Here is a 20,496-nt window from a genome sequence, read left to right as displayed (position 1 = left end):
CCGCGGGTCAACGTGGCTTCGGGGAACGGTGGGTGGGCTGTTCGGGGGCCGGGCGGAACGGCGGCGGAGGGACCGGCCGGACCTGCGGGTCGTCGCCGCTCAGGGCCAGGGACTCGCCGTGGTGGCGCAGGGTCAGCGGCGGCCCGGACAGCAGGGTGTACGTGGCCGCCTTCTGCCCGATCTCCACGCGCAGGCGACGGCCGCGGTGCTGGAGGGTGAAGGCCAGCCGGCCCAGCCGCTCGGGCAGTCGGGGCGCGAACCGGAGGGTGCCGTCGTCGCGGCGCAGCCCGCCGAAGCCCGCCACCAGCGCCGTCCAGGTGCCGGCCAGCGAGGCGATGTGCAGTCCGTCGCGGGTGTTGTGCTCCAGGTCCGCCAGGTCCATCAGCGCCGCCTCGGCCGCGTAGGCGTGGGCGAGGTCGAGATGGCCGGCCTGGGCGGCGACCACGGCCTGACAGCACGCCGAGAGCGAGGAGTCCCGTACGGTCAGCGGTTCGTAGTAGGCGAAGTTGCGGGCGACCTGCTCGTCGTCGAAGTGGTCTCCGCAGACGTACATGGCGAGGACCAGGTCCGCCTGTTTGACGACCTGCTTGCGGTAGAGGTCGAAGTACGGGAAGTGCAGCAGCAGCGGGTACTGGTCGGGCCGGGTGCCCGCGAAGTCCCAGCGCTGGTAGCGGGTGAAGCCCTCGTGCTGCTCGTGCACGCCGAGTTCGTGGTTGTAGGGGATGTGCATCGCCTGCGCCGCGTCCCGCCAGGCCGCGCTCTCCTCCGCGTCGACGCCGAGCCGGGCGGCCTCCCGGGGATGGCGTTCGGCGGTGTCGGCGGCGGCCAGCAGGTTCGTACGGGCCATGAGGTTGGTGTACGTGTTGTCGTCCGCGACGGCGCTGTACTCGTCGGGCCCGGTCACGCCGTCGATGTGGAAGGCGCCGCGCGGATCGTGGTGGCCCAGCGAACGCCACAACCGGGCGGTCTCCACCAGCAGTTCGAGCCCGGTCTCGCGTTCGAAGTCGGTGTCGCCCGTGGCCTGGGTGTAGCGCACCGCCGCGTCCGCGATGTCGGCGTTGACGTGGAAGGCGGCGGTGCCCGCCGGCCAGTACGCGGACCCCTCCGAGCCCTCGATGGTCCGCCAGGGGAACGCGGCGCCGCGCAGGCCGAGTTGGGCGGCGCGGGCGCGGGCGGCGGGCAGGGTGCTCTGCCGCCAGCGCAGCGCCTCCGCGACGGCCTGCGGCGCGGTGTGGGTGAGCAGGGGCAGGACGAAGGTCTCGGTGTCCCAGAACGCGTGGCCGTCGTAGCCGGAGCCGGTGAGCCCCTTGGCGGGTATCGCACGCCGTTCGGCCCGGGCTCCGGCCTGGAGGACGTGGAAGAGGGCGAAGCGGACCGCCTGCTGGATCTCCTCGTCGCCGTCGACCTCGACGTCCGCGCGCGCCCAGAAGTCGTCGAGGTAGGCCCGCTGGTCGTCGAGGAGGCCCTGCCAGCCGCTGTGCGCGGCCGCCGCCAGGGCTGCCTCGACCTGGTCGCTCATCGCGGGCCGGGAGCGGGCGCCGGACCAGCCGTGGGCGACCAGCTTCGCCACCCGCAGCCGCTCCCCGGGCTCCAGCACGGCGGTGACCGTGAGCCGGGCGACGTCGACGTTGCTCTCGGCGCTCGTGGTGGTCCGCTCGGGGCCGGTCACGGTGTGGTCGGCGGCGACGGCCACCCGCAGACCGCTGCGCCGGGTGCGGTGCACCAGGCGCAGCCGCCGGCCGACGGCGAAGTCCTCCTCCGGTTCCAGCGGCGAGCGCAGCGCCCTGGCCGCGCGCGGGTCGCCGTCCGGTTCGGGCAGGCTCTCGTTGGCGACCAGCTCCGACTGGATCACCACCCGGGCCGGCCCGCCGACGGCCTCCACCTCGTACGCCACGGCGGCGATCGCCCGCTGGGTGAGCGAGACCAGCCGCGTCGAGCGCACCCGTACGGTCGTCCCGGCGGGCGAGGTCCACTCGCAGACCCGTTCCAGCACTCCCGCGCGCAGGTCGAGGGTGCGTTCATGGGCGACGAGCCGTCCGTAGCGCAGGTCGAAGGGCTCGTCGTCGACGAGCAGCCGCAGCACCTTGCCGTTGGTGACGTTGATGACGGTCTGGCCGGACTCGGGGTAGCCATAGCCTGCCTCGGCGTAGGGCAGCGGGTGCAGTTCGTGCACGCCGTTGAGGTAGGAGCCGGGCAGGCCGTGCGGCTCGCCCTCGTCGAGGTTGCCGCGCCAGCCGACATGGCCGTTGGACAGCGCGAACACCGACTCGCTCTGGGCGAGCACGTCGAGGTCGAGGGCCGTCTCGCGTACGGTCCACGGCTCCACGGTGTACGAGCGGTGGGTGATCACGCCCGGCCTCCCAGTTCGGCGAGGTCCTTCACGACGACGTCCGCGCCGTGTGCGCGCAGGGCGTCGGCCTGTCCGGTCCGGTCGACGCCGACGACGTATCCGAAGTGCCCGGCGCGGCCCGCCTCCGCCCCGGCCAGCGCGTCCTCGAAGACGGCGGCGCGGCCGGGCGGCACCCCGAGGTCGTGGGCGGCGGCGAGGAACGTGTCGGGGTGCGGCTTGCCCGGCAGCTTCCGCTCGGCGGCCACCACCCCGTCCACGCGTACGTCGAAGAGGTGCTCGGCGCCGATCGAGCGCAGGACGTCGAGGGTGTTGGCGCTGGAGGAGACGATCGCGGTCCGCAGGCCTCGCGCGCGGACGGCGTCGATGTAGCGCAGGGTGCCGTCGTAGGCCTCGACGCCCTGGGTGCGGATCTTCTCCAGGAGCACTTCGTTCTTGCGGTTGCCGAGGCCGTGGACGGTGCCGGCGTCCGGCGGGTCGTCCGCCGTGCCGTCCGGCAGTTCGATGTCGCGGGAGGCGAGGAAGGTGCGTACCCCGTCGGCTCGCGGACGGCCGTCGACGTACGCGGCGTAGTCGGCCACGGCGTCGAACGGCCGGAAACGCCCGCCCTCGCGCTCGCGCAGGAACGCGTCGAACGTCTCCTTCCAGGCGGCCGCGTGCACCACGGCGGTCTTGGTGACGACCCCGTCGAGGTCGAAGAGGCAGGCCAGGATGTTTTCGGGCAGACCGAGCTCCGTCATACCTTCACCGTTCCCCGCCGGACGCCGTCCACGGGGTGGCGCGCGCCACATCTCGCGGATCCGGCGTCCTGGGTCCGTGGACCGGCGGTCAGCGCCGCTTGAACTCCACCGGTCCCGCGTTCATCGTGATGGTGCCGTCCGGGTGCAGGACCGGACGGCGTTCCGTCATCCGGCCGCTGTAGGCCTCGATGTGGTGGATCGCCGCACCGTCGGCTCCGGTGAAGTCGACGAGGGCGATCGCCACCCAGTAGCGGGTCTTGGTGTTCTCGAAGAGCGGGACGGTGACGGTGGAACCGCGCCCGTCGTCGACGACGACCCGCGCGCCGAAACTGCGGAAGGAGCCGAAGCCGTTGCTGACGGCGGAGTAGGCGCACAGCAGGACGTATCCCTGCTCGTCGGGGCGGACGATACGGATCGACTCACGGCCCGGAGCGCGTGCGTCGCCGTCGAGGCGGATGTAGGGCGGGCTCTGCACCGAACCGAGGTCCTTGTAGTAGACGACGTCGGCGCCCTTGTCCTTCTTCGCCGTGTCCGAGGCGGTCCCGGCGACCGCCGACCCGGGCCGCAGCGGCTCGCCCTGCGCCACATGACCGGCCTTGACGAGGGTGCCGGGCGCCGTCCCCCCGCGCACGGCCTTGGCGGCGGGCACGAACAGGGCGTAGAGGTCGAGGTCGGCGCCCATCCTGCGGCGCTGGTCGCTGCCGCCGTCCCACTCCAGGGAGGCGGTGACCACCGACTCGCGGTCCGCCTTGTCCAATCCGATGGAGATCCGGCCGCCCTTGTCGAGGCTGACCCTGCCCAGCGGGGGCTTGCGCAGGCTCGTCGGACCCGCGGCGGCGACGGCCTGCGGACCGGGCTCCGGCCACGTCGCCGTCGCCGGGGCGTCGAGCGAGGGCCCGCCGTGATCGGTGTCGCGGCCCTCCGCGGCCGAGACCTGCTGCGGCTCCTCGACCCGGATGCCGAAGTCGGTGGCGAGGCCGGCCAGTCCGTCGGCGTAGCCCTGCCCGATGGCGCGCAGCTTCCAGACCGGACCCCGGCGGTAGAGCTCCATCAGCAGCACGGCACGCTCGCCGTCCACGAGGGCGGGCTGACAGAACCGCACCGGTTCGGCGCCGTCCTGCTCGGCACGTACCAGCACGTCCTTGACCTCACGGAAGGTGCGGGTCGTGTCGTCGGGGTCGCAGCTGCCCACCAGGACGACCCGGTCCACGTCCGCGGGAAGCGCGGCCGGATCCACGGCGATCCGCTCGGGCCCCTCGGCGTCGGCGGCCAGGTGCCGGACGGCTCCGGACTCGGCGGAGGGCTGGTTGTAGAAGACCAGGTCGTCGTCGGACCTGACCTTCCCGTCCGCCGAGACCAGCAGGGCACTGAGGTCGACCGCGTCACCCACCGCGCGCAGTTCGACGGTGACGAGCCCGGAGCCCACCGCCGTGTTCTCACCCTTGCGAAGCTCGGGCATGCCGTCCTCCCCGTTGTCTCCCCGTCGACTTCGTCACACCTTGTCACATCACGGCCGCGGGGCCGAGCCCCTCCTCGTCCCGACGGCCGCGACCGCGGTGCGCCCGGAAGTTCCGCATCCCGCCCCGGACGGAGTTCCCGCACCTATCATCAGGTGTGCCGCCCGGTCGCCGACCGCTGCCGGGGACAGCCGGTCGCAGGGGGCGTGATGGGTCTCGCAGACGCGTATCTGGGTGCCGCGGCCCAGGCGGTGACGTTGCTGGGCGCGCCGGAAGTCGCCGCTTCCTGGGAGAAGCCGAGCGCGCTGGCGGAGATGACCGTCGCCGCCCTGGCCGGTCATCTCGCGTACCAGATCTTCAGCGTGACCCCGGCCCTGCGGGAATCCGCGTCCGGGCAGACGCCGCCGATCCCTCTGCTCGAGCACTATGCGCGCGCCGCGTGGATCGATGCGCCGCTCGACGGTGAGGTGAACACCGGTATCCGGGCGAAGGGGGAGCAGATCGCGTCCGGGGGTCCGCGGGCGCTGCTCGACCAGGCCCGCGCGGAACTCGCCGGACAGCGGTTCGCCCTGCCGGGGATCCGGGGCGACCGGGCCGTTTTCATGCCCCAGACGGGTTGGGCTCTGAGCCTCGACGACTTCCTCGTGACGCGCATGACGGAACTCGCCGTGCACATGGACGATCTGGCGGTCAGCGTGGGCGTCCGCGCACCGGAGATCCCGGCCGCCGCGTTCGAACCCGTGCTGGCCCTGCTGGCCAGACTCGCCGCCCGTCGGCACGGCCGGACGGCGCTGCTGCGTGCCCTGACCCGCGCGGAACGCGCGCCGTCGGCGATCAACGCGCTCTGAGGCGGTTCGGCTGTCCCGTTCCCTGGTCAGGGCGGCTGATCGGCTGGATGATCGGCTCATGTCCCATGACGCACCGCCCGCCGAGTCCGATCCGCCTTCGGGGACGGGTGCCTCGCGCCTGACCGCCGCCGACCTGCTGCGCCGGGCCGCCGCGCTCGTGCGGCCGGGGCGGCGGGCGGTCCTCGGGGTCGCCGGGAGCCCGGGAGCGGGCAAGAGCACGCTCGCCGCCTGGCTGGTCCGGGAGCTGAACGGGGACGGGCCCGCCTGGGTCGCGCACGTCCCGATGGACGGCTTCCATCTCGCCGACGTGGAGCTGGACCGGCTCGGCCGCCGCGACCGCAAGGGCGCGCCGGACACCTTCGACGCCGCCGGTTACGCGGCGCTGCTGCGGCGGTTGCGGGAGGAGTCGGACGGGGACGACATCGTGTACGCGCCCGGGTTCGAACGGGTGCTGGAACAGCCGATCGCGGGGGCGGTACCGGTGCCGTCGACGGCACGACTGGTCGTGACGGAGGGCAACTACCTGCTGCTGGAGTCGGGTGCGTGGGCGCGGGTGCGGCCGGAGCTGGACGAGGTGTGGTTCTGCGAGGTGGACGAGCAGGAGCGGATCCGGCGACTGGTGGCCCGGCACGAGGAGTTCGGCAAGGGGCACGAGGAGGCCGTGGCGTGGGTGCTGGGCACGGACCAGCGCAACGCCGACCTGGTCGCGGGGACCCGGGAGCGGGCTGATCTGGTGGTACCGGAGGCGGCCGTGCCGCAGGCCCCGGCGGACGCCTGACCCGGGTGCGGGGCGGCCGCGGGGGTTCGTGACCCGGTGCGGGGCGGACGCGGGGGTCCGTGACCCGGTGCGGGCCGGCCGCGGCCCGCCCCGGCGCCGGTGCGGGCCGCTCGCCGCTCACGCGTGCAGCGTCAACTCCGGTTCCCCCGACGCGTCGCCCGCCGGCTGCCCGATCAGTGCGGTGAAGGCCTCCGTGCGGACCGTCAGGCCCGTACCGCCGTCCTCGAAGGCGGGGACGAACGGACCGCCCTCGGGACCGTAGCGCACGGCGAACACGTGCAGGTGCTCCGGGGCGCCGGGTGCCGGGTCCGCCTCCAGCGCGCTGGAGGACACCAGGTGCCGCCAGCCCTCGTCGGGGTTGCCGTACACCCGCGGGTCGGCGGCCAGGGCGAAGGCGGCCTGCTCCTGCGTGGTGTCGGCGCGGGCGTCGAAGTGGTCGACGCCGGTGGAGCGGGGGTGGGTGAGCCGCAGCGGGCCCGCACCCGTCACGTGTGCCCGCGCGGTCCTGCGTACCCGGTCGCCGTCGTCGGCGGCGTAGGGCAGTCCGGCCAGCAGGTACGGGCTGCCGTCCAGCCGCTGCACGACGACCGTCGTCCACAGGCTCGTGCCGTCGGTGACGTACAGGGACCGCACATGGCGCAGGACGTGGTCGCGGCCGACGACCGGCTTGGTGACCAGTTTGGCCGTCAGGCCGTCCGCGCGCACGTCCCGGACCCGGACCTCGCCCGTCGGACGGCACATCAGGAAGCCGTCGAGCACCGGTCCGAAGCCGTGCTGACGGTTCACCGCGGCGGCGAGGAGGTACGTGCCCGCCGCCTCGACGAGCGCCGGGGTCATCCGGTCGTCGAAGGCCACCGAGACGGTGCCCGCGCGCAGTTGGTGCCGCGTCGTCGGGGCGGCGGGCGCGCGGTGCCAGCGCGTGGGGTCCTGGATCTGCCAGACCAGCATGAACGCGAAGTGGCCGTCGAGACCGCCGTCGGCCCTGGTCGCATGACGGCCCCAGCGGCTGTCGCCCCGGTAGCGGCCCAGGTCGGAGCCGATGCGTCGGCCGAAGTAGCGCAGCCCGAGGACCGATTCGAAGCCGGAGTGCTGTTCGCTGTAGCGGGGGCCGCCGATGTCGAAGCCGCCGTTGGTCAGCCGGGCGTCGAGGTAGCGGGCCAGCGCGTCCCCGTCCTCGGCGAACATCGCCTCGCCGCTGACCCGGTGGGCCTGGGCGAGGAAGGAGAGGGAGATCGGGCCGTAGTTGTTGTCGTACGCGCCGCGGTGCTCGGGGGGCAGCAGCGCGCCCCGGTCGCGGACGCGGTGGGCGCGGATCTCATCGGCGTAGAGGGTGAGCGCGCGTGAACGCACCGACTCCCCCTGCCGCGGCGGCAGATGGCGGGCCAGCATCAGTCCGCCCACGACGCAGCCGATGGCCTGGTTGCCCGCCTCCTGCGGGTTGAAGAAGGTCGCCTCGGTCAGCCAGTGCCAGTAGCCGTGCGCGGTGTCGCGCAGTTGCGCGCGCTGGGCGTCGGCGACCAGCCCGTCCGCCGCGTCCAGCACGTTCACCGCCTGGAGCAGCGCCCACACCGTGCTCGGCCAGTCGCCGACCGGGTGCGCGCCGGTCTCCAGGACATAGCGGGCGTACGGCAGTCGGGTGTCGCGCCGCCGGAGGTTGGGGTAGCCGGGGTTGTCCTCGCGGTGGACGCGCTCGCGGAGGTGGAAGGCGAGGCTGCGGCCCACCGCGGCGGGCAGGCGCGGGTCCCGGGAGCGCTGCCAGGCGAGCGCCAGCAGCGAGGTGACGCCGAGCGAGGTGTCGCCGATGTCGTCGCCCCCGGCGGGGTGTTCGAGGCTGCCGTCCGGGGTCAGCCGGGCCAGGGCCTGCTCGGTGACGTCGGCGAGGACGGCGTCGTACGCCTGCGGGCTGTCGGGCAGGTCGTGCAACGGGCCGCGCTGGTGGGGAAGGTGCATGTGTGCTCGGCCCTTCGTCGCGGCGGTCGCCGTGCTCCCGGCCGGCTTCGTCGGACGGTCGGGGAAGCAGATGAGCACGGGCGGGAGTGCGGACGTCCACCGGACGAACATCGTGTGGCGGGTGCGCCGGGCCCGGCCCGCGGTCCCGGCACACGGTCGCCGCGCCGTCGCACGGGGCGCGGACCCGGCACCCGACCGGCGCGCGGGCGGTCCGCGCACGGGGGAACTGAACCCCGGCCCGCCGCCGGCCGTACCTGTCCACACGGCGGAAAGTCTGTCGGTACGACTCCTGAAGCGGTGCCGCCCCGTGGGGCGGGAGCTGAGGCAGAGTACGTCCATGAGGCGACTCAGGATCGCTCCCGCCGGCCCACGCGGGCCGGACCCCGGGGCGGATGATGGCGAGCGAAGAGACGACGGTCGTGCTCGACCGTGAGGATCCGGCCGGTCCGGCGGCCGCCGGACCGGCCGTGACGGCGGGGCGGACCCGACAGTGGCTGCGGCGGCACCGGCGCCGGGTGCTGCCGCTGGTCGTGGTCGTGCTGCTGGCCCAGATGGCCGTGGCGATGGTGACCACGGCCTTACGGCAGACCCCGACCATCGACGAACCGGTGTACGTCGGCACGGCCGCGGTCTCCCTGCACGAGCACCGGCTGCGCTACAACCCCGAGCATCCGCCGCTCGGGAAGCTGATCGTCGGGGTCGGGGTGGCGCTGGCCGATCCGCATGTCGACCTGGCCTTCACCGGTGACCAGGGCCAGGTCGGGCGCCATCTGCTGTACGAGTCCGGGAACGACCCCTGGCGGCTGATGCTGTGGGCCAGGCTGCCGGTGATCACGCTGACCCTGCTGTTCGGCCTGGTCGTGTTCGGTTTCGCCCGGGACCTGGTCGGGGCGCGGGGCGCGGTCGCGGCGCTCGCGCTGTACGCCTTCTCCCCCGATGTGATCGCGCAGGGTTCGCTGGCCACGCTCGATCTCCCGGTGACCGGCTTCCTGGTCACCTCGGTCTGGCTGGTGTGGCGGGCCCGGCGGCGCCCGCGGCTCTGGCTGCCGCTGTCCGGGGTGGCGCTCGGCGCCGCGCTGGCCACGAAGATGTCCGCGCTGCCCGCGGTTCCGGTGCTGATGGCCCTGGCCGCCGGGTCCGTGTGGGTGTGGCACGGTCGGCGGGGGGACGTGCCGCCCGCGGCCCCCGCCGCTCCCCCGGCCCGGCGTGGCGCACTGTCGCGGATCGGCGCGCTGTCGCGGACCGGCGCGGACCGGCGTGGCGCGCTCCTGGGGGCCGTGGCGGGCGCGGCCGTGGTGGCGCTGACCGCCGTGGCCGTCGTGTGGGCGGTGTATCTGGCGGTCGACCCGCGGCTGCGGTGGACGCCCGAGCAGCACATCCCCGCCGCGCACGGGCTGCACGGCCTCCTGGTGCGCCTGATGCCCTTCCCGGACGCCTACCGGGACGGCATGCGCATCCAGTTCGCCTTCGAGAACGCCCCCTGGCAGGGCTTCCTGTTCGGGCATGTGTACTCCGGCTCGCTCTGGTACTACCTGCCCGCCGCGCTGCTGGTGAAGACGCCGCTGGGCATGCTGGCCCTGTGGGCGGCGGGCGCGCTCGCGCTGGTGACGGTACGACGGCTGCGGCCCGCCGCGCCCTATCTGCTCGCGCCGACGGCCGTGCTGCTCGCGGCGGCGATGCTGGGGTCGCGGGACTTCGGCACCCGCTACGCGCTGTTCATGCCGGTGTTCCTGGCGGTGGCGGCGGGCTGTGCCCTGGCGGTACGCCGACGGTGGACGCCGGTGGTGACGTGGACGCTGGTGCTGTTCGTGGCGATCAGCTCGATGCGCACGTTCCCGTACTACCTGCCGTACTCCAACGAGGCGTTCGGCGGGCCCGCCAGAACCCATCTGCGGCTGCACGACTCCAACGTGGACTGGGGCCAGGACCTGGGCGCGCTGGCCGACCGGCTGCGCGATCACTACCGGGGCAAGCGGGTCTGGCTGGTGTACAAGGGCAGCGGGGTGCCGTCGTACTACGGCATCCACGCGGCCGATCCGCGCAGGCGGCCCACCGCCGAGGTGCGCGGGCTGCTGGTCGTGTCCGACTCGGCCGTGGCCAAGGCGACGGGGCGGCTGGCCGCGCTGATCCACGGCAGCCGCGAGATCGACGAGGTCGGCCACTCGATCACTATCTACCGGCGGTGACGGCCCCGGGGCGCGGCTGCGGCGAACTCCTCCGCGCTGACGTGGGGCATCACTCGACTCGCCACCCGGTAGCGGCCGTTGGGCACGTCCGGGGACCGCACGACACGGACCGTGAGCGGTCCCGCCCACGCGTAGCCCTCGCGATCCGCGTGCCGGGCCAGGCTGTCGGTCAGGGCCTGGCCCACGGCGCTGTCCCGGCGCGTCAGTTCGTCGTGGACGGTGGCGTCCAGCTCGACGTCGTAGGCGTTGGGGACCACGACGAGGCGTTCGCTGCACACCACGGCGTGGTCGTCGCACTCGCGGCGCAGCGCGGCGAGCAGCTCGACCGGCTCCTTGCCGACGACGCGGGCCCACAGGGCCTCCCAGTGGTGCTCCAGAGTCAGTTCCAATGCGCTGAGCGCACCCATGTGTGTTCACCTGCCTGCTCGGGGTCGGTGTTCCTCGGCGTCGGGTGCCCGGGGCGCGCCCGGATATCCCCACCGGTGTCCTGAGCGCCGGAGCCTGCTCCACAATCCCTGGTCACCACGGTGGGTGAGCTATGTTGAGTCTCTGTGGGAGACAAAGAAGACGCGCCGGCCCCCTCGTTGCAGCAGGCGCGCGCACAGGCATCGGCGATCACGTCGGGGAAGACCGACCCGCAGGCGGAGGTCTCCCCCACCTCCCGGCTCAGGGCGCTCTTCGACGGTCCTCATCTGTCTCCCGGGCAACGGCGTATCGCGCAGTACCTGATCGAGCACATCACCGAGGCCGCCTTCCTGTCGATCACCGACCTCGCCGACCGGGTCGGCGTGAGTCAGCCCTCGGTGACGCGGTTCGCGGCCGCGGTGGGCTTCAGCGGCTACCCCGCGCTGCGGGAGAAGCTCCAGGCGATCGCCCTGGGCACCCTGGCCGGGGGTCCCGCGGCGGACGAGGTGAACCGGGGCAACGAGCTCCAGGCGGCGGTGGACGCCGAGATCGAGAACCTGGAGAACCTGCGGCGCGACTTCGCGGATCCCGACCGGGTGATCGAGATCGGCCGCGCGCTGTCGGAGTCGTCGCCGTTGACGGTGCTCGGGCTGCGCATCTCGGTGTCGCTGGCCGAGTACTTCGCGTACGCGGCGCGCCGCGTCCATCCGGACGTGCGGCTGGTGACCCTGGGCGGCAGCGTCGCCTACGACGCTCTGCTCCAGTCCCGTGCGGCGGGCGGCACCTGGGTGCTGGCCTTCTCCATGCCCCGGCACGCGCAGGAGACCCTGGCCGCGCTGCGGGTCGCGCGCGGTGCCGGACTGCGGGTCGCGCTGATCACCGACCTGGCGCTGGGGGCTCTCGCCGACGAGGCCGACGTCACCTTCGCCACCGGCACCGGTTCGCGGCTGGTCTTCGACTCCTACGCGGCGCCCGGCGTGCTGGCCGCCGCGCTGCTCCAGGCGATGACGGACGCCGGGCCCGAGCGGACCCAGGCGCGGCTGGAGGAGTACGAACAGATCTCCGAGCAGCACCAGTTCTTCCTGCGGGAGTGACGGCGACCCGCCCCTGCTCGGTGCCCGCCATGGTCAAACGGCGTCACACCCGGATCATTCGGAGCAGATCGCGCATGAATGTTTTCATGCACCTTGCAAAGCGAACGGCATATATAAATACTGCTCACGGCCGCACCCGCCCCGAGCCCGCCGTCCCTACCCACGTCGGCGCCGGGGCGCGGTCGGGCGTCGCCTGCGCGCGCCCGTGGCGGCTCCGGTCATCCCCTGGACCGGGGCCGCCCCACCTCGTCGGACCACCCGTCCCGACGCCGCACACCCGGAAGCGATGATCATGACTCTCACGACGACGCGCATCAGCCCGGACTGGCCCTGCCAGGTCAAGACGCCCGGCAGCTACGACTGGGAACGCTCGGCGGCCAAGTGGCTGCGGGAACTGGTCCCGGCCCGCTACGCGAGCTACCCGGTGCTGCTGCGCCACCCCGTGCTCCTGGCCCGGCACGCGTCGATCCAGGTCCAGCAGGAGATCCGGGTCGCCCGCACCGCGCTCCAGACCGCGCGCGCCGATCTGCCGCGGCTGGGCCTGCCGGAGTCGGTCATCGAGCACACGATCAAGCTGTACGCGGCCGAGGTCATGCAGCTCCAGCACATCGCGCGCAGCGTCCGGGCGGTCACCGAGGCGCTCGCGGAGCACGGCACCGCCGGCCGCTGACCACGCCGGCCGGACGATCAGTCGTCGTCGCGGTGTCTCCAGTACCAGAACGCGCCCACGACGAGGGCCAGCAGGAAGGCGGTGGGCAGCAGCAGGCCCGGAATGCGGGAGCCGGTCATCGCAAGGGCTTTCGTCCGAGGCGGGCCGGCCGCCCCGTCGCGTCGGCCCCCGAGGTCATCGTGAGGCCGTACCCACCTCCCGATCACGGCTCTTTCCCCAGTCGTTGCCCGGTGTTCGATTCACTGGCCGTCAGCCGCCGTCGTGCGCGCCTCCAGGTCACGGCGGGTGTCGTCGCCGTAGACGCCGGACTCGTCGCCCCGGATGCCGTACCAGAGCTGGAAGCGGGCCACCGCCTCGGTGAGGTCGGCGCCGTAGCGGCCGTCGGTGGCTCCGTGGTCGTACACGTTCGGGATGCGCAGCAGGCGCTGCTGGAGGTCGGTCACCTCGGGGCCGGAGTCGCCCTCCCGCAGGGTGCCGGCGCCGTCGGGGTCGGTCGACGCCGCGGCGGTCGGGGCGGGAGCGGGGGCGGACGGGGCGGGCGCGGCCGCGGTGGCGTCGTTCATGCGGGGCAGCAGGAGGGCGCCGGCGAAGCCGACGAGGGCCGCCGCGCAGACACCCAGGGCGATGGCGGCACGTCGCTGCCCCGGGCTGCCGCCCCACCCGGCGCCGCGCCGTGCGGGACCGCCGTTCCCCGGTGCCTGCCGGTCGTGGAAGGGCGGCAGCTCCTGGGTCTCCTCCTCGGCCGCGGCCGGGGCGTCGCGCACCGGCACGGACTCGTAGGCGGCGTCCTGCGTCATCTCGCGGAAGAGGTCCGCGAGCGCGTCGGTGCGGCGGGGGCGCAGGACCCGGATCGGTTCGAGGACCGGGCGGTCGTACGGCTCGCCGGGCTCGGGCGGTGTCGGCACGCTGGTCTCCTTCGGTACCTCGGGGTCCCCGGGGAGTGATACGCGCGTGCCGGTGCCCGGGTTCAGCCCGCGAGGAAGCGGCGCAGGGATCGCGCCGTCGCGGTCACGAAGGCGTCCCGCCGGGTCTCGTCGAGGGCGTCGAGGGAGAGATAGGGGTTGAGGTCCTCCAGCTCGACCAGCAGCAGACGGCCGTCGGGAGCGCGGCAGGCGTCGACCCGCTGGATGCCGGCGTCGAGGGTGTTCCAGGCGATGAAGCGGTGGGCGAACTCCAGGTCCTCACCGGTGGGTTCGTACGGCCGGAGCTCCCAGCGCCGGTCGGGGTCCGGGGCGTACAGGGCGTACTGGAAGTCGTGGTCGACGAAGTAGAAGGAGACCTCGTACGTGAAGTCGATCCGCGGCTGGACCAGGACCGTGCCGTCGGCGAGGCCCGGCAGTTCGTCGGCGGTGGCCGTGCGCAGGCCTATGGAGTCGGCGCCGAGCCTGGGCTTGACGATGTAGTGCTCGGCCTCGGGCAGCAGCCCCAGGTCGGCCGGGCGGTCGACGGTGGGGATCACGGGCAGGCCCGCGGCGCTCAGGTCGAGGAGGTACTGCTTGCCGGCCATGTCCGCACTGCCGGTCAGCGGGTTGTAGACCCGGGTGCCGTCGCGCAGCGCCCGCTCGCGGAAGGCGTCGTACTGCTCCTGGTACGCCAGGACGGGGCCGCTGTTGCGGACCACGACGGCGTCGAAGGCGTCCATCAGGGCGGCGGCGTCCCGCGGGTGGCACAGGGCCAGGTCGAAGTCCGCGCGCAGCCGGGCGGTGAGGAAGATGTCCTCGTCGCAGTAGCGGCGCCCGCGGGCCGGGTACGCCAGATCGGTGACATAGAGGACGCGGGGGCGGGCGGCGGGCATGCCGGGGTCTCCTCGGAAGCGGGTGTACTGCGGGGCAGTGGTCGTACCGCGGTGCGGCGGGTGGCCGGCAGTGCAGCCAGTGCCCTGCGGTGCAGGAAGGTTACGCCGGGCGTCGCGGAGCCTTCACGGGGGACACTCAGTTCCCCCACGAGAGGGAACTGAGTGCCATCCCGGTGGACCAGGTGCTACGTTCCCCTCCATGAGCTCCAGTAACAAGGCGGAGGAGGCGGCCGCGAAGCCGCCCATGCGGGACGCCCTGGTCGCGGCGGCCTTCCAGTTGTTCCTGGAGCGTGGCTACGAACAGACGACGGTCGACGACATCGTGGCGCTGGCCGGGGTGGGCCGGCGGTCGTTCTTCCGCTACTTCCCCTCCAAGGAGGACGTGGTCTTCCCCGACCACGAGCGCTGCGTCGCCGACATGACGGCCTTCCTGGCCGCGAGCGGCGACGAGGACGAACCCGTGCGGCGGGTCTGCGACGCGGCCCGGCTCGTGCTGCGGATGTACGCCGAGAACCCGGCGTTCTCCGTGCAGCGCTACCGCCTCACCAAGCAGGTGCCGGGGCTGCGGGCGTACGAGCTGTCGGTGGTGTGGCGCTACGAGCGCGCCCTGGCCGCGTATCTGCGCGCCCGCTTCGCCGGCCGCCCGGACGGCACCCTGCGGGCCGACGTGATCGCGGCCGCCGTGGTCGCGGCGCACAACAACGCGCTGCGCTCCTGGCTGCGTTCGGACGGCAAGGACGACGCCGGGGCCGCGGTCGACCACGCGCTCGGCCATGTCCAGGAGACCTTCGCCCGGCCGTCGGGGGCGGCCGCCGAGCGCCCGGCCGGGGACCAGGAGGACGTCGTCGTGGTCGTCTCCCGGCGCGGGGCACCCCTGTGGCGCGTGGTGCAGGAGATCGAGACCACGCTGGCCCGCGACTGAACCCCCGCAATTTTGGGGTACCGAGTGCCTTTACGAGTGACACTCAGTGCCATACGCTGTGGCCGTGCACGGTGGCACGGCTGACCGGGCACAGGCGTGCCCGGGCGTTCCGGGCACGCGGTTTCCGGCTCGGCGCAGGGAGTTGACAGCGTGTACCACCACTCAGGAAGCGCAGTTCAGCAGGGAACCGGCTCCGCCACGGGCGTGCTCGAACCGGCGGCCGCGAACACCGAGACGATCCTCTACCAGCGCTGCACCTGGTGCGGCACCGCGATGTACCACCGGCTGCTGTGTCCGGCGTGTCAGGGCGGCGACCTGCGCACCGAGCGCAGCGAGGGCACGGGTACCGTGCGCCACGCCACGGTGGTGCACCGCAACACCCCCGCCGCGCGCAATGTGTCGCTCATCGAGATGGCCGAGGGCTTCGTCGTCCGCGGCCGGGTGATGGGACCGCTCATCGGCATCCACAGCGGCGACCGCGTACGGCTGTCCACGGCCAAGGACCCGGTCCGGGGCGAGCCCGTCTTCCAGCTCGTCGACGAGCCCTTCCGGGCCTGGCACTGAGGGGTTGCCGCGAAACGGTCATGAATGGCCGATTTCCGATCCATTACCGCATCGGATCGCACAACACAGGCAACCCACAGATTCCCTTTGCCCTCCTCCGGTAGGCGAGAGGCCCCCGTTACGGACGGGGCGCCCGCGCACGAGGCTGGAGGAGGGGAACATTGTTCCGTGCCCGGCGAACCGCAGTCGCCGCCGTGGCGGTGCTCGCGGCACTGGCAGGATCACCAGGACTGGCGCAGGCCCGACCGACCCACGGGAGTCGGCCGTCGGCCGCCGTCTCCGACGACGGGCTGCCACCGGGCTGGCGGCTCACCGGGGCGGGTGCCGAACGCGCCCTGGTCTGGCGGTCGTCCGTGCCCGTGCCCATGGGGGACGCGCGCGTGGAGTTCCACGCCGCGGGCGGGCTGCTCGGCGTGCCGTCGGCCGACCGTGACGGCAGAACGTTCCGGCTGGAGCTGGCCGACGCCCGCGCCACCGATCTGACGAACCTTCGGGTCCAGGCCGGCGGGCGCCGGTTGGACCAGCCCGGCGCGCCCACCGCACCCGATGGCGGACCGGGCGGGCTCCCCTCCGTCACCGCCGCGCAGCCGCCCGCCCCGCTCCCCGCCGGTTCGGTCGACCCCGGCAGGCCGGGCCCGTTCCGCACGCTCACCGGCGAGTACGACCTCGCCCCGGTGCGCCTGCCCGGGTTCGCCGCACCGGTCGAGATGCGCGCCGTGGTGGTGGCGCCGAAAGGCACCACGGGCAGGCGTCCGCTGGCGCTGTTCCTGCACGGCCGCCACGCCACCTGCTACGCCGGGGCGGACGTGACCGGTGACTGGCCCTGCCGGACCGGCGCGAAGCCGATCCCGAGCTACCGCGGCTATCTGCGCGACCAACAACTCCTCGCCTCCCAGGGCTATGTGACGGTGTCGGTGTCCGCGAACGGCGTCAACGGCCAGGACTTCGCCGCCGACGACGGCGGCGCACAGGCCCGTTCGTCGCTGGTCCGGCGGCACCTGGCCCGCTGGGCCGACTGGGCCGCCCACCCGGCCGGCGCTCCCGCGGTGGTGCGCCGGGCGCCGAAGGCCGACCTGTCCCGGGTCCTGCTCGTCGGGCACTCGCGCGGCGGCGAAGGCGTCAACCGCGCCACGATGGACAGTCTTTATCCCCCGCCCGCCGCCCAGGACGGCTATCGCGGACCGGTGCGCTGGCACATCCGCGGCACCGTCCTGATCGGCCCGACGGTCTTCGGACACAACCCGGTGGCCGACGTGCCCTCGGCGACGATTTTGCCGGGCTGCGACGGTGACGTCTCCGACCTCCAGGGCGAGGTGTACGTCGACGGCACCCGCGGGGTCGGCCGGGGCGCCGCGCTGCACAGCGCCGTCTACGTGGTCGGCGCCGACCACAACTTCTTCAACAGCGAGTGGACCCCGGGGCAGGCCGTGGCGCCCGCCGAGGACGACTTCTGGGACGACCCCGAGCAGCCGGACCCGGTGTGCTCCAAGGGCACCCGGACCCGGCTGACCGCCGACCGGCAGCACCGGGCCGGTGCCACCTACATCGCCACCGCGGCCCGGCTGTTCGTCGCCGGCGACGACCGCGCGCGCCAACTGCTCGACGGCACGGGCCGGCGGGCCCCCTCGGCGGATCCCGCCCGGGTCCTGACCCACGCGGTGGGCGGGAACCGGGGCGCCGGGTTCCTGCCGGACGGCCCGGTGACGGTGTCCGGCGCGAAGCTGTGCTCGGCGGTGGATCCCGACCCGGCCGCGGCCTGTCTCGGCTCGGCCACGAAGGGGTCCTCGCCGCACTTCGTCCCCTGGTACGTCGACCGGGAGCAGGACCGCAGGGCCGTGGCCCTGCGCTGGTCGTCGGCCGGCCGTCCGGTACGGGTGCGCCCCGCGAAGCCGGTCCCGCTGAGCGGCGCGAAGGCGCTGACGCTGCGCGTGATCGTGCCGCCCGGCACCCACGGCACCCGGCTGGACGTCTCGGTCACCGACACCGCCGGCCGGCGGGCCACGCTCGGCCGGGTCGGCGTCGACGGTCTGCCGGGCACCGAACGGACCTCCTCGTACTGGGCCCGTGAGATACGGGTCCCGCTCACGGCCGCCGCCCGCGCCGGTCTCGACCTGCGCCGGGTGAAGTCCCTCGACCTCACCCCCCGGACCCGGTCGGGCCGGGCCTGGCTGATGGACGCCTGGGCCTGGCGGCCCGGCACCCCGGCCGTGCGCACGTCCGCGCTGCCGCGCGTCGACCTCGGCACCACCACCGTGCGGGAGGGCGACTCCGGAGTGCGCACCTACCGGGTGCCGGTGCGGGTGTCGGGCCACGGCAGCGGCCAGGTGCGGGTGTACGTCGTCGACCCCGTCACCGGCAGGTCGAAGGACCGGCTGGTGACGGTCCGGGCGGGCGGACCCGGCATCGACGTACGGGTGCGGGTGCGGGGCAACACGCGCTTCTCCTACGACGTCTCGCACGACGTGTTCGTGAAGGCCGTCCGGGGCGCGGTGGTCGGCACACCGCACGGGGGGATCCTGGTGCGCAACGACGACCCGATGCCGAAGTTGTCGGTCACCCCGGTCGCGGACCGGGTGGCCGAGGGGCATCCGCTGCGCTGGCACCTGTCCCTGTCGGAGGCCGCCGACACGGACACGTACGCCACCTTCGTGGTGCGCCCGGTGTCCGGCGGCGCCGAGCTGTCCACCAAGGACGTCGACCCGGCCTGGCTCATGGAAACGACCGGCGCGTCCGCCGACCCGGAGCGCCCGCTGTCCGCGGTGGAGCACCTGTACCTCTGGGTGACCGTCCCCGCGGGACGGACCGGGGCGGACCTGAGCCTGCCCACCGTGCGCGACCGGGTGGCCGAGCCCGAGGAGTCGGTGCGCTTCCAGTGGGTCGACGACTCCGGTGAACCGGGCGGCGGGCCGGTGCTGACCGGCACGGTGCTGGACGCGTCGTAGCGCGGGAATCCGGTGCGGGCCGGCCGTGTCGTACGGCCGGCCCGCTCCCGGCTCAGCCGGGGAAGGTGATCCGGATCCCGACCGTGCCGTCCGTCCCGCGCCGCAGGCGACTGCCGAGGAGGGTGAGCCGGCCGACGATGCCGTACTTGCGGGCGATGAGGTCCCGGTAGCGGGCGGTGGTCCCGGCGTCGCAGATCTCGGCGGTGGCGGGGACCGGGTCGCCGGTCGGGTTGCCGCGCACGTCGCACGGGCCGACCAGGACGTCGCCGCGGGCGCGGATCCGCTTCACCTTCCAGGAGTCGGCGACCGTCCAGGCACCGAGGGCCTCGCCGTCCCGCACCACCCACACCGGGGTCGGCACACCCGTGCCGTTCTTGCGGTAACTGGTGATCAGCAGATACTTGCCCGCACCGAGCCGGGCCACCGACGTCTCGTCCATGCGGCGCAGTCTAGGGCGTGTTCCGAAGGTCCCGTCCGCCCGGCGACGCCGCCCTCAGGCCACCGCCTTCGCCATCCTGTGCACGGCTTCCGTGATCACCTCGGGCGAGGTCGCGAGGTTCAGCCGTACGTGGCCGGCGCCGCCCGTGCCGAAGTCCGTCCCGGGGTTGAGGGCCACCCGGCCGCGCTTCAGGAAGACCTCCGCCGGATCGTCCCCGAGGCCGAGCGCCCGGCAGTCGAGCCAGGCGAGGTAGGTGGCCTCGCTCGGCCGGTACCCGATCGCGGGCAGGTGCTCGGCGAGGAGCCCGGCGAGCAGGCGCCGGTTGTCGTCGAGCCCGGTCAGCAGGGCGTCCAGCCAGGCGGCGCCCTCGCGCAGGGCGGCGGTGTGGGCGAGGACGCCGACATGGCTCGGCCCGTGGCTCACCTCCTCGGGCAGCCGGGCCAGGTCGGCCGCGGCCGCGGGGCCCGCCACGGCCAGGGCGGCCTTGAGTCCGGCGAGGTTCCAGCCCTTGGAGGCCGACATCAGCGACAGACCGTTCTCCCCGCCCGGCACGCTCAGGTACGGCACGAAGTCCACGCCCGCGACGACCAGCGGGGCGTGGATCTCGTCGGCGACCACGCGCACCCCGTACCGCTCGGCGAGCGCGGCCACCGCGGTGAGCTCGTCGGCGGTGTGCACCGTGCCGGTCGGGTTGTGCGGGCTGCACAGCAGATAGGCGGCGGGCCTTCCGCCGGCCACTGCCCCGCGGAAGGCCTCCTCCAGCGCGCCGAGGTCCAGACGCAGGTCCGGGCCGAGCGGAGCCTCGCACAGCCGCCGGTCCATGTGGCCGACGAACTGGAAGAACGGCGGATAGACGGGCGGGTCGACGACGACGGCGTCACCCGGCCCGGTCACCAGCCGCAGCATCTCCACCACGCCCAGCATCACGTCCGGCACGATCGCGGTGCGCGGCACCGCGAGTCCGTCCCAGCCCCACCGTGCGGCGGCGAAGGCGGCGAGCGCCTCGGCGTAGGCGGTGCCCGCGGGGTAGCCGGTGTCGCCGAGCTCCATCGCGTCGGTGACGGCGCGCACGACCGGCTCGGCGAGCGGTACGTCCATCTCGGCCACCCACAGCGGCAGCACGTCCTGCGGATAGGTGCGCCACTTCATGCTCGTACGACGTCGCAGGCGGTCGAGACCGAGTGCGCGCAGGGGGTTCGGCTCGGCGGGCGTGACGTGCGGGATGCGTGTCATGGGGCACAAGATAGGCCGCCGGCCGGTGCGCCGGAACGAGGCGTCCGGGGCGCGGGTGGGGGATCCCGGGCGTTCGGCGCCGATCTCGCGCGCGGTGAACACCCGCCGGTCGGCGTACGTATGGGA

17 protein-coding genes are annotated in these 20,496 nt (G+C 73.9%); 8 read left to right on the top strand and 9 right to left on the bottom strand.

Annotation, left to right across the window (positions count from 1 at the left end; genetic code table 11):
• Positions 1–7: 7 nt before the first annotated feature.
• From ACZ60B_RS14015 to ACZ60B_RS14005, 3 genes are all read right to left on the bottom strand, one after another.
• Positions 8–2,350 (bottom strand): glycoside hydrolase family 65 protein, encoded by a 2,343-nt coding sequence (locus ACZ60B_RS14015; RefSeq protein ID WP_469386520.1) that lies wholly within the window; start codon positions 2,348–2,350, stop codon positions 8–10.
• Positions 2,347–3,087 carry a beta-phosphoglucomutase family hydrolase gene (locus tag ACZ60B_RS14010; RefSeq protein ID WP_469386518.1) on the bottom strand — a complete coding sequence of 247 codons (741 nt, stop codon included), beginning with the start codon at positions 3,085–3,087 and terminating at the stop codon, positions 2,347–2,349. The genes ACZ60B_RS14015 and ACZ60B_RS14010 overlap by 4 nt, the downstream gene beginning before the upstream one ends.
• Before the next feature lie 88 nt (positions 3,088–3,175).
• A complete protein-coding gene (locus tag ACZ60B_RS14005) occupies positions 3,176–4,546 on the bottom strand; it encodes a TerD family protein (protein WP_469386516.1) in 1,371 nt (456 codons plus the stop codon).
• 207 nt (positions 4,547–4,753) lie between these two features.
• On the opposite strand from ACZ60B_RS14005, the gene ACZ60B_RS14000 reads away from it, so the two are divergent.
• Together ACZ60B_RS14000 and ACZ60B_RS13995 are read left to right on the top strand one after the other, a co-directional pair.
• Positions 4,754–5,392 (top strand): maleylpyruvate isomerase N-terminal domain-containing protein, encoded by a 639-nt coding sequence (locus tag ACZ60B_RS14000; RefSeq protein WP_469386514.1) that lies wholly within the window; start codon positions 4,754–4,756, stop codon positions 5,390–5,392.
• Positions 5,393–5,450: 58 nt separating this feature from the next.
• Positions 5,451–6,170, top strand: a complete 720-nt coding sequence (locus ACZ60B_RS13995; RefSeq protein ID WP_469386512.1) for a nucleoside/nucleotide kinase family protein — start codon at positions 5,451–5,453, stop codon at positions 6,168–6,170.
• A gap of 117 nt (positions 6,171–6,287) precedes the next feature.
• Here ACZ60B_RS13995 and ACZ60B_RS13990 read toward each other — a convergent pair whose 3' ends face one another.
• Entirely contained in the window at positions 6,288–8,120 is a 1,833-nt protein-coding gene (locus tag ACZ60B_RS13990; protein WP_469386510.1) for a hypothetical protein, read from the bottom strand.
• 392 nt (positions 8,121–8,512) lie between these two features.
• On the opposite strand from ACZ60B_RS13990, the gene ACZ60B_RS13985 reads away from it, so the two are divergent.
• Positions 8,513–10,306, top strand: a complete 1,794-nt coding sequence (locus ACZ60B_RS13985) for an ArnT family glycosyltransferase (RefSeq protein WP_469386507.1) — start codon at positions 8,513–8,515, stop codon at positions 10,304–10,306.
• Here the strand turns inward: ACZ60B_RS13985 and ACZ60B_RS13980 are convergent.
• Entirely contained in the window at positions 10,294–10,713 is a 420-nt protein-coding gene (locus tag ACZ60B_RS13980; RefSeq protein WP_469386505.1) for a DUF3662 domain-containing protein, read from the bottom strand. The genes ACZ60B_RS13985 and ACZ60B_RS13980 overlap by 13 nt on opposite strands.
• A 144-nt stretch (positions 10,714–10,857) precedes the next feature.
• Here ACZ60B_RS13980 and ACZ60B_RS13975 point away from each other — a divergent pair, with 144 nt between their 5' ends.
• Both ACZ60B_RS13975 and ACZ60B_RS13970 read left to right on the top strand, forming a co-directional pair.
• Positions 10,858–11,805 (top strand): MurR/RpiR family transcriptional regulator, encoded by a 948-nt coding sequence (locus tag ACZ60B_RS13975; RefSeq protein ID WP_450664473.1) that lies wholly within the window; start codon positions 10,858–10,860, stop codon positions 11,803–11,805.
• Between the two features lie 286 nt (positions 11,806–12,091).
• Positions 12,092–12,475 carry a hypothetical protein gene (locus ACZ60B_RS13970; RefSeq protein WP_469386503.1) on the top strand — a complete coding sequence of 128 codons (384 nt, stop codon included), beginning with the start codon at positions 12,092–12,094 and terminating at the stop codon, positions 12,473–12,475.
• Between the two features lie 239 nt (positions 12,476–12,714).
• Here ACZ60B_RS13970 and ACZ60B_RS13965 read toward each other — a convergent pair whose 3' ends face one another.
• Together ACZ60B_RS13965 and ACZ60B_RS13960 are read right to left on the bottom strand one after the other, a co-directional pair.
• Positions 12,715–13,380, bottom strand: a complete 666-nt coding sequence (locus ACZ60B_RS13965) for a peptidoglycan-binding domain-containing protein (RefSeq protein ID WP_469386501.1) — start codon at positions 13,378–13,380, stop codon at positions 12,715–12,717.
• A gap of 62 nt (positions 13,381–13,442) precedes the next feature.
• Complete coding sequence (locus ACZ60B_RS13960) at positions 13,443–14,270, bottom strand: ATP-grasp domain-containing protein (protein WP_469386499.1); 828 nt, start codon at positions 14,268–14,270, stop codon at positions 13,443–13,445.
• A gap of 199 nt (positions 14,271–14,469) precedes the next feature.
• Here ACZ60B_RS13960 and ACZ60B_RS13955 point away from each other — a divergent pair, with 199 nt between their 5' ends.
• From ACZ60B_RS13955 to ACZ60B_RS13945, 3 genes are all read left to right on the top strand, one after another.
• Entirely contained in the window at positions 14,470–15,192 is a 723-nt protein-coding gene (locus ACZ60B_RS13955; RefSeq protein ID WP_469386497.1) for a TetR family transcriptional regulator, read from the top strand.
• A gap of 150 nt (positions 15,193–15,342) precedes the next feature.
• Complete coding sequence (locus tag ACZ60B_RS13950; protein ID WP_469386495.1) at positions 15,343–15,756, top strand: Zn-ribbon domain-containing OB-fold protein; 414 nt, start codon at positions 15,343–15,345, stop codon at positions 15,754–15,756.
• Between the two features lie 161 nt (positions 15,757–15,917).
• Positions 15,918–18,698 carry a S9 family peptidase gene (locus tag ACZ60B_RS13945; RefSeq protein ID WP_469386493.1) on the top strand — a complete coding sequence of 927 codons (2,781 nt, stop codon included), beginning with the start codon at positions 15,918–15,920 and terminating at the stop codon, positions 18,696–18,698.
• A 52-nt stretch (positions 18,699–18,750) separates the two neighbouring features.
• Here the strand turns inward: ACZ60B_RS13945 and ACZ60B_RS13940 are convergent, their stop codons facing one another.
• On the bottom strand, positions 18,751–19,137 hold the full coding sequence (locus tag ACZ60B_RS13940; RefSeq protein ID WP_469386491.1) for a PPOX class F420-dependent oxidoreductase: 387 nt from the start codon (positions 19,135–19,137) through the stop codon (positions 18,751–18,753).
• Between the two features lie 54 nt (positions 19,138–19,191).
• On the bottom strand, positions 19,192–20,370 hold the full coding sequence (locus ACZ60B_RS13935) for a MalY/PatB family protein (protein WP_469386488.1): 1,179 nt from the start codon (positions 20,368–20,370) through the stop codon (positions 19,192–19,194).
• Between the last annotated feature and the right edge of the window lie 126 nt (positions 20,371–20,496).

The sequence above is a fragment of the Streptomyces sp. NPDC104096 genome (assembly GCF_055584385.1).
Note: the sequence above shows the minus strand (reverse complement) of the source record. Positions and strands in the feature narration are given on the sequence as shown.

Coding starts and splice junctions, on each gene's coding strand:
- ACZ60B_RS13955 (WP_469386497.1), top strand. CDS start 14,470: ATGAGCTCCAGTAACAAGGCGGAGGAGGCGGCCGCGAAGCCGCCCATG.
- ACZ60B_RS14000 (WP_469386514.1), top strand. CDS start 4,754: ATGGGTCTCGCAGACGCGTATCTGGGTGCCGCGGCCCAGGCGGTGACG.
- ACZ60B_RS13935 (WP_469386488.1), bottom strand. CDS start 20,370: ATGACACGCATCCCGCACGTCACGCCCGCCGAGCCGAACCCCCTGCGC.
- ACZ60B_RS13940 (WP_469386491.1), bottom strand. CDS start 19,137: ATGGACGAGACGTCGGTGGCCCGGCTCGGTGCGGGCAAGTATCTGCTG.
- ACZ60B_RS14010 (WP_469386518.1), bottom strand. CDS start 3,087: ATGACGGAGCTCGGTCTGCCCGAAAACATCCTGGCCTGCCTCTTCGAC.
- ACZ60B_RS13980 (WP_469386505.1), bottom strand. CDS start 10,713: ATGGGTGCGCTCAGCGCATTGGAACTGACTCTGGAGCACCACTGGGAG.
- ACZ60B_RS13990 (WP_469386510.1), bottom strand. CDS start 8,120: ATGCACCTTCCCCACCAGCGCGGCCCGTTGCACGACCTGCCCGACAGC.
- ACZ60B_RS14005 (WP_469386516.1), bottom strand. CDS start 4,546: ATGCCCGAGCTTCGCAAGGGTGAGAACACGGCGGTGGGCTCCGGGCTC.
- ACZ60B_RS13985 (WP_469386507.1), top strand. CDS start 8,513: ATGATGGCGAGCGAAGAGACGACGGTCGTGCTCGACCGTGAGGATCCG.
- ACZ60B_RS13960 (WP_469386499.1), bottom strand. CDS start 14,270: ATGCCCGCCGCCCGCCCCCGCGTCCTCTATGTCACCGATCTGGCGTAC.
- ACZ60B_RS13970 (WP_469386503.1), top strand. CDS start 12,092: ATGATCATGACTCTCACGACGACGCGCATCAGCCCGGACTGGCCCTGC.
- ACZ60B_RS13995 (WP_469386512.1), top strand. CDS start 5,451: ATGTCCCATGACGCACCGCCCGCCGAGTCCGATCCGCCTTCGGGGACG.